Origin of the sequence: Alcanivorax sp. IL2 (assembly GCF_047495475.1) — a bacterium.
GTDB lineage: Bacteria > Pseudomonadota > Gammaproteobacteria > Pseudomonadales > Alcanivoracaceae > Alcanivorax.
Window position 1 is genome coordinate 74277 of sequence record NZ_CP179932.1, and the last position, 14260, is coordinate 88536.

Genomic DNA, 14260 nt, shown 5'->3' on the forward strand with positions numbered 1-14260 from the left:
CGACTTACTTCTTCTTGTCGTCGTCCACTTCTTCAAACTCGGCGTCGACTACGTCATCACCAGAAGCTTTCTGCTGCTCGCCAGCGGCGTCCGCGGCTGCGCCTTCCGCCTGCTGAGCCTGCTCGGCATACAGCTTCTCGGCCAGCGGCGCAGAGACTTCCGACAGCGCCTTGATCTTGGCGTCGATGTCGTCCTTGTCGCTGCCTTTGGCGGCTTCTTCCAGCTCGTCAGCCGCCTTGGTGATAGCTTCTTTCTCTTCGTCAGTCGCCTTGTCACCGGCTTCTTCCAGAGTCTTCTTGGTGGCGTGCACCAAGTGGTCAGCCTGGTTGCGGGTCTGCACCAGCTCTTCGAACTTTTTGTCTTCGTCCGCGTGAGCTTCGGCGTCCTGCACCATCTTTTCCACTTCCTCGTCGGACAGACCGGAGGAGGCCTTGATCTGGATGGTCTGCTCTTTACCGGTGGCCTTGTCTTTCGCGCCCACGTGCAGAATACCGTTGGCATCGATGTCGAAGGTCACTTCGATCTGCGGCATACCGCGCGGTGCCGGCGGAATGTCTTCCAGGTTGAACTGGCCCAGCGACTTGTTCTGTGCCGCCTGCTTACGCTCACCCTGCAGTACATGCACGGTCACTGCGGTCTGGTTGTCATCCGCCGTGGAGAACACCTGGGACGCGTTGGTCGGGATGGTGGTGTTCTTCTCGATCAGCGGCGTCATCACGCCACCCATGGTTTCGATACCCAGGGTCAGCGGCGTCACATCCAGCAGCAGCACGTCGGTGACGTCACCGCTCAGTACCGCACCCTGAATGGCTGCGCCCATGGCAACCGCTTCATCCGGGTTCACGTCCTTGCGCGGCTCTTTGCCGAAGAACTCGGTGACTTTCTTCTGCACCATCGGCATACGGGTCTGACCACCCACCAGAATCACGTCGGTGATATCGGCAGTTTTCACGCCCGCATCAGTCAGCGCAGTCTTGCATGGCTCCAGGGAGCGGCTAACCAGATCACCCACCAGGGATTCCAGCTTGGCACGGGTCACTTTCACCACCAGGTGCTTGGGACCGGTGCTGTCGGCGGTGATGTACGGCAGGTTCACTTCGGTCTGCTCGGCGGAGGACAGCTCGATCTTGGCTTTCTCGGCCGCTTCTTTCAGACGCTGCATGGCCAGCGGGTCGCCGCCCAGGTCTATGCCGGAATCTGCCTTGAACTGGTCTGCCAGGAAGTTGATCAGCGCCAGGTCGAAATCTTCACCACCCAGGAAGGTGTCACCGTTGGTGGCCAGCACTTCAAACTGGTGCTCACCGTCCACTTCGGCAATCTCGATGATGGAGATATCGAAGGTACCGCCGCCCAGATCGTAGACCGCGATGGTGCGGTCGCCGCCTTTCTTGTCCAGGCCATAGGCCAGGGCCGCCGCGGTGGGCTCGTTGATGATGCGCTTCACGTCCAGACCGGCGATGCGACCGGCATCCTTGGTGGCCTGACGCTGGGAATCGTTGAAGTACGCGGGCACGGTGATGACGGCCTCGGTAACGGCCTCACCCAGGTAATCTTCCGCGGTCTTCTTCATTTTCTTGAGCACCTGCGCAGAGATCTGCGGCGGCGCCATTTTTTCGCCCTTCACTTCTACCCAGGCATCGCCATTGTCGGCCTTGGTGATCTTGTAGGGGACCATCTTGATGTCTTTCTGAACGACGCTGTCGTCAAAACGACGGCCGATCAGACGCTTCACCGCGTACAGGGTGTTTTCCGGGTTGGTCACCGCCTGACGCTTGGCGGACTGACCGACCAGGGTTTCCTTGTCGTCGGTGTAGGCGATGATGGACGGCGTGGTACGCGCGCCTTCAGCGTTTTCAATAACCTTGGCTTTATCACCTTCCAGCACGGCCACACAGCTGTTGGTCGTACCCAGGTCGATACCGATAATCTTACCCATATCTCTCGTTCTCCTTCACACCAGCCGGGCCCCTTTCGGCGACCCAGGCAGTTGAATTGTTAATTCGTCTGGCATCTATATGGCGCTGTCGCGCGCCGTTTCAAGGGGCCAGCACCGCTTTTTACTCAGCCGCCTTGCTGACGATGACGCGGGCCGGGCGGATCAGGCGACCATTGAGCTGGTAGCCCTTTTCCAACACATCAATCACGGTGTTGGGCTCCACATTGGGCACCGGCACCATGGTCATGGCCTCGTGCAGTTCCGGGTTGAACGGCTCATCAGACGGACTGATCTGCTCCAGGTTGTACTTGGCAAACGCATCGAGCAGCGACTTGAGGGTCAGCTCGATACCTTCGCGGGCACCTTGCAGGGCGTCGTCGTCGGCATCCAGGGCGGCCAGGCCGCGCTCCAGGTTGTCCGCCACGCTCAACAGATCGCCGGCAAACTTCTCCAGGGCAAACTTGCGGGCGTGCTGCACGTCCCGCTCGGCGCGCTTGCGCACATTCTGGATTTCCGCCTGAGCGCGGATATCCGCCTCACTCAGGGCTTTCTTGACCTTGGCCAGCTCGACTTCCGCCTCTGCCAGCTTTTCTTCCGCTGAGGGCTCTTCTGGCGCGGAAGGCTCTGCCTGGGCCGCTTCAGCCTCCTTTGCCGCCTGCTGCTCTTCGGCAGTCTCTACCTGCGCCTCGGCGTTTTTAGGGTCTTTTTCCTGATCACTCATTCTCTACTCCACATCCCAATCCGGGCTTTTCCAGGAAAGCGGGCAAATATATGGGAGCGGATGGCGAGGATTCAAGGGGGGAAGGAAAGGCAGTTAACAGTTAATAGTGAATAGTTCACAGCTCGCGATAGAGCTTCGTGATTACAGAGACCCCGGCGGCCGCGCCCGAAGCCTGCTCGCGGGTGCCTGCATTTGCACCCCTCCGGAGCGATCTCGCGTAACTGTTAACTGTTAACTGCCCTAAAGCTGCGTCAGGGCCGCCGAGAGGATTTTGGCGGTGATATCCACGGTGGGGATGACCTTTTCGTAGTCCATGCGGGTGGGGCCGACCACGGCGAGGACGCCCACCGGACCATTGTCTGCCCGGTAAGGAGCCGAGATCAGCGAGTAGTCCTCGAATGGCTGGAAGCCGGATTCCCGGCCGATGAAGATCTGCACCCCGTCCGCTTTCATGGAGCGCTCCAGCAGGTGCAAGATGTCGCGCTTGTGGCTGAACGCATCGAACAGGTTGCGCAACTGACCGATATTGTCGGCTTCTGCGGACTTCAGCAGGTTGGACTCACCGGACACCACATAATCGGAATCCTCCTGCTCAGTGCGTAATGCCTTGCCCGCGACAGCGACCGCCGTCTCCATCAATACATCCATCTGTGCCCGATCTGCATTCATGGTGTTAAGCAACCCATCGCAGATGCTGTTCAGGTCACAGCCGGCATAGGTGTGATTGATGTAGTTGGCAGCTTGGCGCAGCTCCACCTCATCGTAATCCCGGTCGGTATGGATAATGCGGTTCTGCACCTCGGAGCGGTTGACCACCAGTACCACCAACACCCGCTTGCCCGATAACGGCAAGAATTCCACCTGGCGCAGGGTCGTCACCTCCCGGCGCGGCACCGCCACCAGCCCGGCCATGCGGGTCAGCTCCGCCAGGGTTCGCGATGCCTGGGCAATCAACTCCTGGGGCGACTGCTCCGGCGCCAGTAACTGACCCAGCTCCTTTTTCAGTGAGCGGTGGCCCGGACGATCCATGACACTGGATGCCAGCAGGGAGTCCACATACAACCGGTAACCCAGCTCCGTGGGCACGCGCCCGGCAGACGTATGAGGGCTGGTCAGCACACCAAGATCTTCCAGCTCCGCCATGATATTGCGGATGGTGGCCGGGCTCACGGTGAGCCCACTGCCGGAAGCCAGGGTCTTGGACCCCACCGGCTGACCGTCGCGGATATGGCGCTCCACCAGCGCCATCAGCAATCGTTGTTTGCGTTCGTTCAGATCCAGCTTCGTCATAGCGGTATATGTACCAGAAAATCAGTACGACATTATATAGCCTTCTCGTTCGGAGTTTATCGGGGGCTTACACTGGCGACCGGAATCCCCTAAGATTACAACCACTGCCCAAAAGAACAGTTATCGTAACAAGGACGTCACCATGACCGACAACAGCAACCCCTACCAGAGCCCCGCCGCCGACACACAGAACCGCCCGACTCTGGACAACCCGGCGCTTGCCAGCCGCTGGTATCGCTTTTTCGGTGCCCTGATCGACGGCCTGGTCCAGCTCGCCATTATCGGCCCTATCGTGTTCTTTTCCGGCACCTGGGCTGACATGATGGCTAACAATGGCGCTCTCGACCTGACCGCCACCCTGGTCTGGTTCATTGTCGGCGAAGTAATCTTCCTGGCCCTGCAGGGCTGGCTGCTGTTCAACCGCCAGCAGACCATCGGCAAGTGGCTGCTGGGCATGAAAATTATCGGCATGGAGCAGCTGGACGTGCCCCCCGGCAAACTCTACGGTCTGCGCTATCTACTGTTCCATGTGCTGGCACAGGTGCCCGGCATCAACCTGGTCATGCTTGTCGACCCGCTGCTGATATTCCGCGGTGATCGCCGCTGCCTGCACGATCTGCTGGCCAGCACCCAGGTGATACAGGTCCCTGCCAGCCGCTAATCGTCACCCTGACTCGCCCGTTTCGGAGAGATACCATGCTGACCCATCTGAGCGTTCGTCACTTTGCCACCGTGGACCAGTTGGAACTGGAGCCGGAGAACGGCCTCACCGCAATCAGCGGGGAAACCGGGGCGGGCAAGTCCGTGATCATCGATGCCCTGGGCCTGACCCTGGGCGATCGAGCCGACTCCAGCATCGTCCGCCACGGCCACGACCGGGCTGAGGTACTCGCCACCTTTGATGTCAGCGACAACGCGACCGCCCGCCAGTGGCTGGCCGACCGGGAGCTGGATGATGACGACCAGTGCCTGCTGCGCCGCACCGTACGCGCCGATGGTCGCTCCCGGGCCTATGTGAACGGCACCCCCACTCCGCTGGCGGAAGTGCGGGAACTGGGCGAGCGGCTGATCAGCATCCACAGCCAGCACGAACACCAGGCCCTGATGAAGAAAGAAGCCCATCGGCAGCTGCTGGACAACTTTGCCGACGCCCGCGATCTAGCCAACACCGTTCGCGAACACTGGCGCCACTGGCAAAAAGCGCGCCGGGCACACGACGATGCCCTGAATCAGGCCCGCGAGCAAAACGAAAAGGAAGAGTTGCTGCGCTTCCAGCTGGAAGAGCTGGACGCCCTCGCCCTGCAGGACGGCGAACTGGAACAGCTGGAGCAGGAACAGCAGCGTCTGGGCAACGCGGAAAGCCTGATTCGTACCTGCCAGCAGTCTCTCAACGCCCTTTACGAAGGCGATGACGGCACCTGCAACGACCACCTCAGCCAGGTCAGCCACTGGCTGGACGAGGCTCGCAACCAGGATGAAGGCCTGACAACCATCGCCGACACCGTGGAATCCGCCCGCCTGCAAGTGGAAGCCGCCGCCGATGACCTGCGCCATTACCTGGAACGGCTGGACCTGGACCCGGAGCGCCTGGCCCAGGTGGAAGAGCGGCTCAGCCAGAGCTACACCCTGGCCCGCAAGCACCGCATTCGCCCGGAAGAACTGGTTGAACACCACCGGCAACTGCTGGCGGAGTCCGACGCCCTGGGCAATGTGGATGCCCATCTGCACGCCCTCTCCGAGCAGGAAGCCGCGGCCCAGCAACAATACATGGACAGCGCCCGCCAGCTCAGCAAAGCCCGCCGCAGCGCCGCCAAGAACCTCACCCAGCAGGTACAGAAACAGCTCACCGCCCTGAGTATGAAAGCCGCCAAGCTGGAAGCCCAGCTGGGCGAATGCGCCCCTGGCGCCGACGGCCTGGAAGACGTGGAATTCCTGTTCTCTGCCAACCCGGGCCAGCCCCTCAAGCCGCTTGGCAAAGTGGCTTCCGGCGGCGAATTGTCACGGGTAAGCCTGGCGATCCAGGTGATCTGCGCCCGCAACCTGACAGTACCGAGCCTGGTATTCGATGAAGTGGACGTGGGTGTCGGTGGTGGCGTGGCCGAGATCGTCGGCCGGCTGCTGCGTGAACTGGGCAGCCACGCCCAGGTGCTGTGCATTACCCACCAGCCCCAGGTGGCCAGCCAGGGTCACCAGCACTGGCAGGTCCACAAGATTCAGGGGGACGACACTACCCATACCCGTATCCAGGGGCTGGATGACAACGCAAGAATTGAAGAGTTGGCGCGGATGCTGGGCGGCGTGGAAATCACCGAATCCACCCGCAACCATGCCAGGGAGATGCTGAGTAAGGCTCAGGCAGCGTAGAAAGGCAGTGAACAGTTAATAGTGAAGAGTTAACAGCGGCGCGGGCAGGCCCCAAAGAACCGACAGCGCCCAGCCCGCGCACAAACGCCGGCGCACCACGCAGGACGTAGGGTGGATTAGCCGCAGGCGTAATCCACCATGCCTGCCTCGCCATAACGCAACCGGTAAAAGGTGGATTACGCCTGCGGCTAATCCACCCTACCCAGGCCACCTGGGCCGGGGTGCTGGATCACTTCTTCGGCTTTACGTACAGCACCAGCGAGTGATCCATGATTTCGTAGCCGTGCTCCTCGGCAATGGCGTGCTGGCGTTTCTCGATCACGTCATCCATGAACTCGATCACCTGCCCGGTTTCCATGCACACCATATGGTCATGATGGTCCTCGTCCGCCAGCTCGAAAACGGCAGAGCCACCCTCGAAGTTGTGGCGCAGCACCATGCCCGCCTGCTCGAACTGGGTCAGCACACGGTAGACGGTGGCCAACCCCACATCCTCGCCGGCGTCCATCAGCGACTTGTAGATATCTTCGGCGCTCAGGTGGCGCTCTTCAGATTTCTCCAGTTGCTGCAGGATTTTCACCCGCGGCAGGGTCACTTTAAGGCCCGCTTTTCTGAGATCCTGATTATCCAATGCGTATGCTCCAATTTGCCAAAAGGTGGCGATGCCCCTGAACCCGTGATTTCATCGCGGCGCCTGACGCAAGTCTTTGCCGCCACAGAGGATTTTTTCAGTCGATCGTATTCCCTGATACGACCCTCCCTCAGAAAACCCACTGTGACAACAAATTCTCACGCCATGCATCCACGCTGAAGCCACAGATTCAGGGCGATATGAAAAAAGCGGGAAACTTGTACCGCTACTGCAAGTCTGTATTATCGCCCGAACACTTAGTGAAGTCGAAAAACCATGCCACGAATTCTAGCCGTCCTTAGTCTGACAGCCCTGCTGGCCACCACTGGCTGCAGCTCCTTGCGCTTTCCCGGCGTCTACCGGATCGATATTCCGCAGGGCAACTTCGTCACCGAGGAGATGCTCGGCGAACTCGAGCCCGGCATGAGCCCGGAGCAGGTGCGCTATGTGCTTGGTGCCCCCACCCTGGTGGACCCGTTCACGCCTGACAAATGGTTTTATCTGATGACCTACCGCCCCGGCAAGGGCGATAACGTCAGCCAGCAGATTGTGCTGCACTTCGAAAACGGCAGCTATAGCCGCCATGAAGGCGAAGTGATCGAGGATTTCCGCAAGAAAACCAGCTCACAACAGGACCGCGAATTGCAGCGCAAACTGGATGAGCGCAAGCAGGAAGAAACCAGCCCCGAGCCCGCCCCTGCTACCGAGCAATCGGCGCCAGATCCGGAAACACTGCCTCAGGAACCGAGCGACCCGGGCCAGCCGGCAGCCTGATCCGCACCATCAGCGGGCTTTTTCCGCCGCCCGCTTCTTGCGATTGAGCTTCGGGTCCGCCTGCAGCGGGCGGTAGATCTCCACCCGCTCGCCAGGCTTGAGCACCTGGCCGGCCGGATTGGCCACCACCTTGCCGAAAATCCCCATGGGCGCCTTGTCCAGCACCAGCCCTTCGAACTGCTCTTCGATACCGGACAGCTTTGCCGCCTCCAGCATGGTAGTACCTTCCGGTACATCCAGGCCGATCAGGCGCTGCTTGTCCGGCAGCGCATAGGTCACTTCCACATGAATACGCGCATCATCGGCCATCAGGGCGACTCCTGCTCCACGGGCACCTCAGCGGCATCCTCTTGCGGCAGTGGCGCAGCATCCTGCTGCGCCGGCGCCTCATTGGTAACCGCATCCGCCTGCTCCTGAGCAGGCGCCTCAGCAGACTGCGCCTCTTCTTCTGGCGCGAACGTGGCCCAGATGGAATAGACAAACAGCACAATCACCGCCACCGGCGAGAAAATCCGCACCAGTGCCCGCCATACCAGATAGAGCTTGAAGTTCTGCATGGCCAGCTCCTTGCGCGCCTGGGTCTCCTTCATCACCCAGCCAGCAAAGATGGCGATCAGCAGCCCGCCCAGCGGCAACATCACCGTGGTGGACAGGAATTCCATATTGTCGAAGAAGGTGCCCACCAGGAAGGTGTGATCCTTCCATACGTTAAAGGACAACACCGAGCCCACACCCAGTAGCCAGGCCCCCAGGCCCACCACCAGTGCCGCCATCGGCCGCTTGAGCCCTCGCTCTACCAGCCAGGCCACCACCGGCTCGCCAAGACTGATGGAAGAGCTCCAGGCGGCACACACCACCAGCACAAAGAACAAGGAACCGAACAACAGGCCACCCGGCATCTGACCGAAGGCCAGCGGCAGGGTCACAAACATCATCCCCGGCCCCTGGCTCACTTCCAGCCCATTGGAGAACAACAGCGGGAACATGGCCACACCGGCACCCAGTGCCACCAGGGTATCGAGCAGCGCAATGATGGCCACGGTGGACATGATCGACACCGGCCGGCTGCGCCCGGTCTTCTTGTCCTTCACCGTTTTGGGCATATACGCCCCATAGGCCATGATCGCACCCATACCCAGGCTCAGGGTAAAGAAGGCCTGCCCCACAGCCACGATGACTGCCTTGCCGGTCAACTTGGAGAAATCAAAGGCAAACAGGAAGCCAACCCCCTCCTTGAAACCCGGTGTAGTCGCCGCGTAGCCCACCAATACCAGCAACAGCACGAACAGCAGCGGCATCAGAATCTGCACCGCCTTTTCCAGGCCACCCTTCACGCCCCTGGCTACCACCGCCATGGTCAGCACCATAAAGAGCGTGTGGTAACCCAGCAGCAACCCGGGGTTGGCCAGCATATCGTTGAAATGGGCTTCCGACTGGGTCGCGGTAATGCCCTCAAAGACACCGCGCACTGCCTCCCAGGCGTAATACAACGCCCAGCTGGCCACCGCAGAGTAGAACGACAAAATCAGAAACGCCGACAGTGCGCCCAGGTAACCGATACCCGCCCAGCGCTGGGTGACCTTGCTGTCCGTCGCCACCTTGCGCATGGAATTGATCGGGCTCAGCCCGCCCTTGCGGCCCAGCATCACCTCTGCCGCCATGATGGGAATGCCCACCACGGCGATACACAGCAGGTACAGCAACACAAAGGCGCCACCACCGTTCTCGCCGGTGATATACGGGAAACGCCAGATATTCCCCAGCCCCACGGCCGACCCGGTCGCCGCCAGAATAAACACCCAACGGCTGGCCCACATGCCATGGACCGGCTTGCTCTCTTGCTTCATAACAGGACTACCCTCGTTAGCGTGGCGCTATTGTCTTTTTTTTAACTGGGCGGCTCAAGTAAGGGTAAGTCACAACTCACCTCCATCCTGACAGACAAAGCCCTGTCAGCCGCCAAACGCATGCTCTATAATCGTCCGCCTATGGGAAACGCCAAGAAAAAAGCCAAAGCGCCGTCGGCCACCATTGCGCAAAACCGCAAGGCACGCCACGAATATCATCTGGAAGAGCACTTCGAAGCCGGCCTGGTCCTGGAAGGCTGGGAGGCGAAGTCACTGCGTGCCGGTAAAGGCAACCTGACCGAGGCCTACGTCCTGCTCAAGGACGGGGAAGCCTTTCTGTTCGGTGCTCGCTTCGAGCCCCTGATCGCCGCCAGTACCCACGTCAACCCGGATCCGGTGCGCACACGCAAGCTGCTGCTGCATCGCAGCGAACTGGGGCGCATTTTTGGTGGCGTACAGAAAGAGGGCTACACCTGCGTACCGGTGAGCCTGTTCTGGAAGAAAGGGTTTGCCAAGTGCAATATCGCCCTGGCCAAAGGTAAGCAGAAGTTTGATAAGCGCGCCACCGAGAAGGAGCGCGACTGGAACCGTCAGAAGCAGCGTCTGATGCGGCAGGGCAGCTGACCCGGGTTAACGGGCCGCCCCCTGCACGCGTGACACTGTCTTCAGACTGTACCGGTTGGCGTTACACCGACTGGTGGGTGTTCACGTCCTGAGCCCGGCTGTCGCCGCGCAGCTGCCAGTAAAACTGCAGCCAGGCGCGTAGCACCGCAGGCAGGAAGTAAACAGCGAACAGAATCACCGGAAGACGTGCCTCCGGGGTCGCCATATCCACCAGGTACACACCACCTGCATACGCAGCCAGCGCGAATACCAGTTGCAACGCTCTGTAGAGCAGCGGCTGAGCCTTCAAAGGCGACAGTGCCTTCTCGGAAACTTGCCCTGCTGACCGAAAGATCGTGTTCATCGGCTTTCTCCTTTAATGAACGACAATGCTTTGATCAGCGGCCTTCATATAACGTCTATTTCAAGGCTCGCTGTAAAGCCATTGTGTGATACACAATTTCGAGCAGGATGTTTCATGGTGGCTTGTGGCTACCTGAGCATCACTCGCTCAACCTCACCATCGGCCAATGACACAGTGCCGTGGTGACACCTGTATAGTGCGCCTGAAAAATGACAAAACAAGCATTCGGGGTCTGATTGTCAGACAAGACATGTGTATTCGGGTAACACTTTTCACAATCTGATTACATTCCGAACATTATTCATGGCGTTTACCCCCACAATATGGCCGATCCGGAACATCCCGGACCCCACTTGTGAATCGACTTCCCTGCCCCCATCACCTACAATGAACCCATCACAGGGGCCGACCTGGATTCGACGCCGGTATTGAATTCTGTGGTGCATGCCGAGAAGGTCACGAGTCTCGTAAATCATTTGTGGCACATTAAAGCAATCGCTAACGACGATTCTTACGCACTAGCAGCTTAAACCCTGCTTATCGCCAATCGACCCTGCCTGTGGGGAAGAGCGGCGAGCATCGCAACACAGGCTCGCAGCAAAGTCCGCCCCGGATGGCGCTGTTAAAACTCTTAGGGGCCCGGCTTTCACGTCCTGCCAGTTGGGTTGTGAAGGCTTAAATCAATAAACTTGGCTAAGCATGTAGATCTGCAGATGGATTGCTGACGGACGCGGGTTCGATTCCCGCCGGCTCCACCAAACAGCAAAAAGAAAGGGCCGCCCCATTGGGGTGGCCCTTTTTTTGTGCCGCGCTACGGCGGCCTCCCTCTCCAAACACAAAACCTTGCCTCCTCCCCCAACATCCACCAACCTGGCAACTCACCATCTCAGCCAGGATTCACATGTCGGATCCAGACATCCTCAATGCAGCGTTTACTAGAGTCGGACTGCTGAAAGCGCTTTATGATGACGCCATTCCGTGGGCTGCCATCGAAGCTGGCTTTATGTATCAGGGCCAGAGAATCCACTTTGCCAGCCGTGCGAACGGTATCTTCAAACCTTCACAGATGAAGCATGGGGCACTAAGCATCAAAACAGTGGTACCTAGAACGGGACGAATCAATATATACAACGACTACCAGTCTTCAGATGACTACTACCGCTACGCCCTGCAAGCTGGCGATGTTCACCGAGGGCCTAATCGGTACCTCTGGCAATCAAAAGAGCTGGGGCAGCCATTCATCTATTTCCACGGGATTTCCCCCGGATTCTATACCGCACTATGGCCCTGCTTTATTTCCGAAATTAAAGACTTGGGAAGCCAACACTCTTACTGCAACATCTATGTGGGCCTGAATGATCCTCAGAACCACCTCCCTCCCCTGGTTGATGGGCACTATTCCATACCAACTACTTTTGAACGTCGCTATGCGGTGAGAGAAACCCGAACACGGTTGCATCAGTCATCATTTCGACAAGCCGTTCTGACCGCTTATAACAACAAATGCGCAATGACTGGACTACCAACAACGCACCTTCTTGATGCCGCTCACATAATCCCAGATGCTGATGAACGCGGTGAAGCTAGCATTCAAAACGGGATTGCACTGAGCAAACTGCACCACAGCGCTTTCGACAAATATCTCATCGGTATTGATGGGGACCTTACGATTCATATTAGTGAAGAGGTCATGGCTTCCAGCGATGGTCCTTTGCTGGAACTCGGCATTAAAGACCTTCACGGAAAATGCCTCAGCATTCCCGAGCAGGAAAAACTGCAGCCAAACAGGGACTTTCTCGCTGCCCGCTTTGAAGCTTTCCTAAGGGAAAACTAAACCCCTGATCAGGAACCCGCCTTCGCACTGGAGCAGACCAGACTGCCTACCGTAGAGAACGCATCCGCCTCTGACGAAAACACATTAATCACTTTAATTCCGGCTCCTCTCAGCCTTAAGCTAGCGGGTAGACTGGCAGCTCTGTAGAGCGCTTCGGCTTCTGCCATGTGCGCATCAAGCGGTGAACGCTTGCCCACCCTATCACTGACAAACAACCTGTCGGTTCATCGACGCTAAGGAGCGCCTGATCCCTATGATTCTGGCCACTGCTGCTATCGCATTTGGTTTGTTGCTGCTGGTATGGAGTGCCAACCGGTTTGTGGAAGGCTCCGCCTCCACCGCCTCCCATTTCGGTATGCCGCCGTTGTTGATCGGCATGGTGGTCGTCGGTTTCGGTACCTCCGCACCGGAGATGGTGGTGTCGGCGCTGGCAGCATCGCAGGGTAATCCGGGCATCGCACTGGGTAACGCCTATGGCTCGAACATCACCAACATTGCCCTGATCCTGGGGATTACCGCCCTGATCAGCCCTATCGCCGTGCATTCGCAGGTGCTACGCAAGGAGCTGCCCATCCTTGCACTGGTCACCGGCCTGGCCGCGTGGCAGCTGCTGGACGGCGAAATCACACGGCTTGATGCGCTGGTGCTGCTCGGTGTATTCGGCACGCTGATGGCCTGGACGATCTGGCAGGGCATGCGAAAGAAAGAGGATGCGCTGGCAAGCGAGATCGAGCAGGAACTGGACGTGCGCGCCATGCCTCTGCGGCGGGCCATCTTCTGGCTGGTGGCCGGGCTGTTGCTGCTGATTGTCAGCTCCCGCGTGCTGGTATGGGGCGCGGTAGAGATTGCCCAGGGGTTTGGCGTCAGCGACCTGATTATCGGCCTGACCATCATCGCGGTGGGCACGTCGCTACCGGAGCTGGCATCGTCAATCATTGCTGCCAGAAAGGGCGAACACGATATCGCTCTGGGCAACATCCTGGGGTCCAACCTGTTCAATACCCTTGCCGTAGTAGGTATCGCCGGCACGATCCATCCATTGGCGGTGGGACCCGAGGTGTTCAATCGGGACATGCTGGTCATGGCGGCGCTGACCCTGTCGCTATTCGTGATCGGTTACGGGTTCCGGGGGCAAGGGCGCATCAACCGCATTGAGGGCACCCTGCTGCTGGCTGCTTACGTTGGCTATACCCTTTACTTGCTCAGTACGGTATTCGGGCAAGCGTAATAGCCACATACGGCCTGCCGATGGCGAGCCGAACCAGCTACCGTAAATCGGACACACGGCGACTTTCACCTGCCAATAACGGGCCACACCGTTATTGGCTTTGATTCCAGTTACCCCTGCCCTTAAGCTGACCTGAAAGCCACCATGCAGGGATAACAATAATGAAGCTCACCACCCTTACTCCGCCCCTGCAGACTCTCCACGATTCCTCTGATGATATCCTGCTGGTATCGCTGATCAGTAGTGACGGTATGCCGGTGGTGCATATTGGTGAGGGGCTGGATTATGACGAGCAGAGTGCGCTGTTTTTCGAGATGAAAAAAGCCTGTGACCGGGTACTCGACGGGTTACGGCTGGGTCATAGCGAAGAAATCTTCATCCGCTGCCGGGAAGGATGCATCTGTATCTGGCCCGTGGGCGATATGGTGTTTGCCTGTATGGCACGGCCATCGGTGAACTCTCAACGCATGCAGATGCTCGCCTGGAAAACCGTATCGGCACTGGGAGCACTGGTTTAGTCCTTCACTCACCCTGTCTTCACACCCAGATCACAAAATGCATCCTGCCCAGCAGGTACGCGGCCTCCAACCTCCTGAATTCTCTTCAGCGCAACAAAAAAACACAGCCATTGCATAGAGAGATACACCCGTACTAATTAGGGTCAGAGC

General features: G+C 58.8%; 14 protein-coding genes and 1 other RNA gene. 8 read left to right on the forward strand and 7 right to left on the reverse strand.

All coding sequences use genetic code 11. From position 1 onward, the window contains the following. Nucleotides 1–4: 4 nt before the first annotated feature. The 3 genes from dnaK to hrcA all read right to left on the reverse strand — a co-directional run bounded on the left by dnaK (nt 5) and on the right by hrcA (nt 3947). A complete protein-coding gene (gene dnaK / locus ACMG4N_RS00355; RefSeq protein ID WP_035248399.1) occupies nt 5–1936 on the reverse strand; it encodes a molecular chaperone DnaK in 1932 nt (643 codons plus the stop codon). 121 nt (nt 1937–2057) lie between these two features. After that, nucleotides 2058–2657, reverse strand: coding sequence for a nucleotide exchange factor GrpE (grpE, locus tag ACMG4N_RS00360; RefSeq protein ID WP_297766952.1), 600 nt, complete (start codon nt 2655–2657; stop codon nt 2058–2060). A gap of 240 nt (nt 2658–2897) precedes the next feature. Continuing rightward, the gene (hrcA, locus tag ACMG4N_RS00365) at nt 2898–3947 is read right to left on the reverse strand and encodes a heat-inducible transcriptional repressor HrcA (RefSeq protein ID WP_035248397.1); all 1050 of its coding nucleotides are present in this window, start codon (nt 3945–3947) and stop codon (nt 2898–2900) included. Nucleotides 3948–4089: 142 nt separating this feature from the next. Here hrcA and ACMG4N_RS00370 point away from each other — a divergent pair, with 142 nt between their 5' ends. Further along, nucleotides 4090–4608, forward strand: coding sequence for an RDD family protein (locus tag ACMG4N_RS00370; RefSeq protein WP_297766954.1), 519 nt, complete (start codon nt 4090–4092; stop codon nt 4606–4608). A 35-nt stretch (nt 4609–4643) separates the two neighbouring features. Further along, nucleotides 4644–6311, forward strand: a complete 1668-nt coding sequence (gene recN, locus ACMG4N_RS00375) for a DNA repair protein RecN (protein WP_297766956.1) — start codon at nt 4644–4646, stop codon at nt 6309–6311. 229 nt (nt 6312–6540) lie between these two features. Here the strand turns inward: recN and fur are convergent, their stop codons facing one another. Continuing rightward, entirely contained in the window at nt 6541–6942 is a 402-nt protein-coding gene (fur, locus tag ACMG4N_RS00380; RefSeq protein WP_035248394.1) for a ferric iron uptake transcriptional regulator, read from the reverse strand. 276 nt (nt 6943–7218) lie between these two features. On the opposite strand from fur, the gene bamE reads away from it, so the two are divergent. Next, nucleotides 7219–7716, forward strand: a complete 498-nt coding sequence (gene bamE, locus ACMG4N_RS00385; protein ID WP_297766960.1) for an outer membrane protein assembly factor BamE — start codon at nt 7219–7221, stop codon at nt 7714–7716. Nucleotides 7717–7725: 9 nt separating this feature from the next. Here bamE and ACMG4N_RS00390 read toward each other — a convergent pair whose 3' ends face one another. Both ACMG4N_RS00390 and ACMG4N_RS00395 read right to left on the reverse strand, forming a co-directional pair. Then, nucleotides 7726–8025 (reverse strand): RnfH family protein, encoded by a 300-nt coding sequence (locus ACMG4N_RS00390; protein ID WP_297766962.1) that lies wholly within the window; start codon nt 8023–8025, stop codon nt 7726–7728. Next, complete coding sequence (locus tag ACMG4N_RS00395) at nt 8025–9563, reverse strand: sodium-dependent transporter (protein WP_414432497.1); 1539 nt, start codon at nt 9561–9563, stop codon at nt 8025–8027. The genes ACMG4N_RS00390 and ACMG4N_RS00395 overlap by 1 nt, the downstream gene beginning before the upstream one ends. 141 nt (nt 9564–9704) lie before the next feature. Between ACMG4N_RS00395 and smpB the strand changes: the two genes are divergently transcribed. After that, entirely contained in the window at nt 9705–10187 is a 483-nt protein-coding gene (gene smpB, locus ACMG4N_RS00400) for an SsrA-binding protein SmpB (RefSeq protein WP_297767015.1), read from the forward strand. Nucleotides 10188–10248: 61 nt separating this feature from the next. Here smpB and ACMG4N_RS00405 read toward each other — a convergent pair whose 3' ends face one another. Further along, nucleotides 10249–10530, reverse strand: coding sequence for a hypothetical protein (locus tag ACMG4N_RS00405; protein ID WP_035248390.1), 282 nt, complete (start codon nt 10528–10530; stop codon nt 10249–10251). Nucleotides 10531–10931: 401 nt separating this feature from the next. Here ACMG4N_RS00405 and ssrA point away from each other — a divergent pair. The 4 genes from ssrA (at nt 10932) to ACMG4N_RS00425 (ending at nt 14110) form a co-directional block, all read left to right on the forward strand. Continuing rightward, nucleotides 10932–11288, forward strand: a transfer-messenger RNA (tmRNA) gene (gene ssrA / locus ACMG4N_RS00410). Between the two features lie 143 nt (nt 11289–11431). Continuing rightward, the gene (locus ACMG4N_RS00415; RefSeq protein ID WP_414432498.1) at nt 11432–12364 is read left to right on the forward strand and encodes an HNH endonuclease; all 933 of its coding nucleotides are present in this window, start codon (nt 11432–11434) and stop codon (nt 12362–12364) included. Nucleotides 12365–12617: 253 nt separating this feature from the next. Then, complete coding sequence (locus tag ACMG4N_RS00420; protein WP_335627407.1) at nt 12618–13592, forward strand: calcium/sodium antiporter; 975 nt, start codon at nt 12618–12620, stop codon at nt 13590–13592. A 161-nt stretch (nt 13593–13753) separates the two neighbouring features. Continuing rightward, nucleotides 13754–14110, forward strand: a complete 357-nt coding sequence (locus ACMG4N_RS00425) for a roadblock/LC7 domain-containing protein (protein ID WP_414432500.1) — start codon at nt 13754–13756, stop codon at nt 14108–14110. The last annotated feature ends 150 nt before the right edge of the window (nt 14111–14260 follow it).

Excerpts from the sequence above, each read along its gene's own strand:
- dnaK (WP_035248399.1), bottom strand. The coding sequence starts at position 1,936 with ATGGGTAAGATTATCGGTATCGACCTGGGTACGACCAACAGCTGTGTG.
- grpE (WP_297766952.1), bottom strand. The coding sequence starts at position 2,657 with ATGAGTGATCAGGAAAAAGACCCTAAAAACGCCGAGGCGCAGGTAGAG.
- hrcA (WP_035248397.1), bottom strand. The coding sequence starts at position 3,947 with ATGACGAAGCTGGATCTGAACGAACGCAAACAACGATTGCTGATGGCG.
- ACMG4N_RS00370 (WP_297766954.1), top strand. The coding sequence starts at position 4,090 with ATGACCGACAACAGCAACCCCTACCAGAGCCCCGCCGCCGACACACAG.
- recN (WP_297766956.1), top strand. The coding sequence starts at position 4,644 with ATGCTGACCCATCTGAGCGTTCGTCACTTTGCCACCGTGGACCAGTTG.
- bamE (WP_297766960.1), top strand. The coding sequence starts at position 7,219 with ATGCCACGAATTCTAGCCGTCCTTAGTCTGACAGCCCTGCTGGCCACC.
- ACMG4N_RS00390 (WP_297766962.1), bottom strand. The coding sequence starts at position 8,025 with ATGGCCGATGATGCGCGTATTCATGTGGAAGTGACCTATGCGCTGCCG.
- ACMG4N_RS00395 (WP_414432497.1), bottom strand. The coding sequence starts at position 9,563 with ATGAAGCAAGAGAGCAAGCCGGTCCATGGCATGTGGGCCAGCCGTTGG.
- smpB (WP_297767015.1), top strand. The coding sequence starts at position 9,705 with ATGGGAAACGCCAAGAAAAAAGCCAAAGCGCCGTCGGCCACCATTGCG.
- ACMG4N_RS00405 (WP_035248390.1), bottom strand. The coding sequence starts at position 10,530 with ATGAACACGATCTTTCGGTCAGCAGGGCAAGTTTCCGAGAAGGCACTG.
- ACMG4N_RS00415 (WP_414432498.1), top strand. The coding sequence starts at position 11,432 with ATGTCGGATCCAGACATCCTCAATGCAGCGTTTACTAGAGTCGGACTG.
- ACMG4N_RS00420 (WP_335627407.1), top strand. The coding sequence starts at position 12,618 with ATGATTCTGGCCACTGCTGCTATCGCATTTGGTTTGTTGCTGCTGGTA.
- ACMG4N_RS00425 (WP_414432500.1), top strand. The coding sequence starts at position 13,754 with ATGAAGCTCACCACCCTTACTCCGCCCCTGCAGACTCTCCACGATTCC.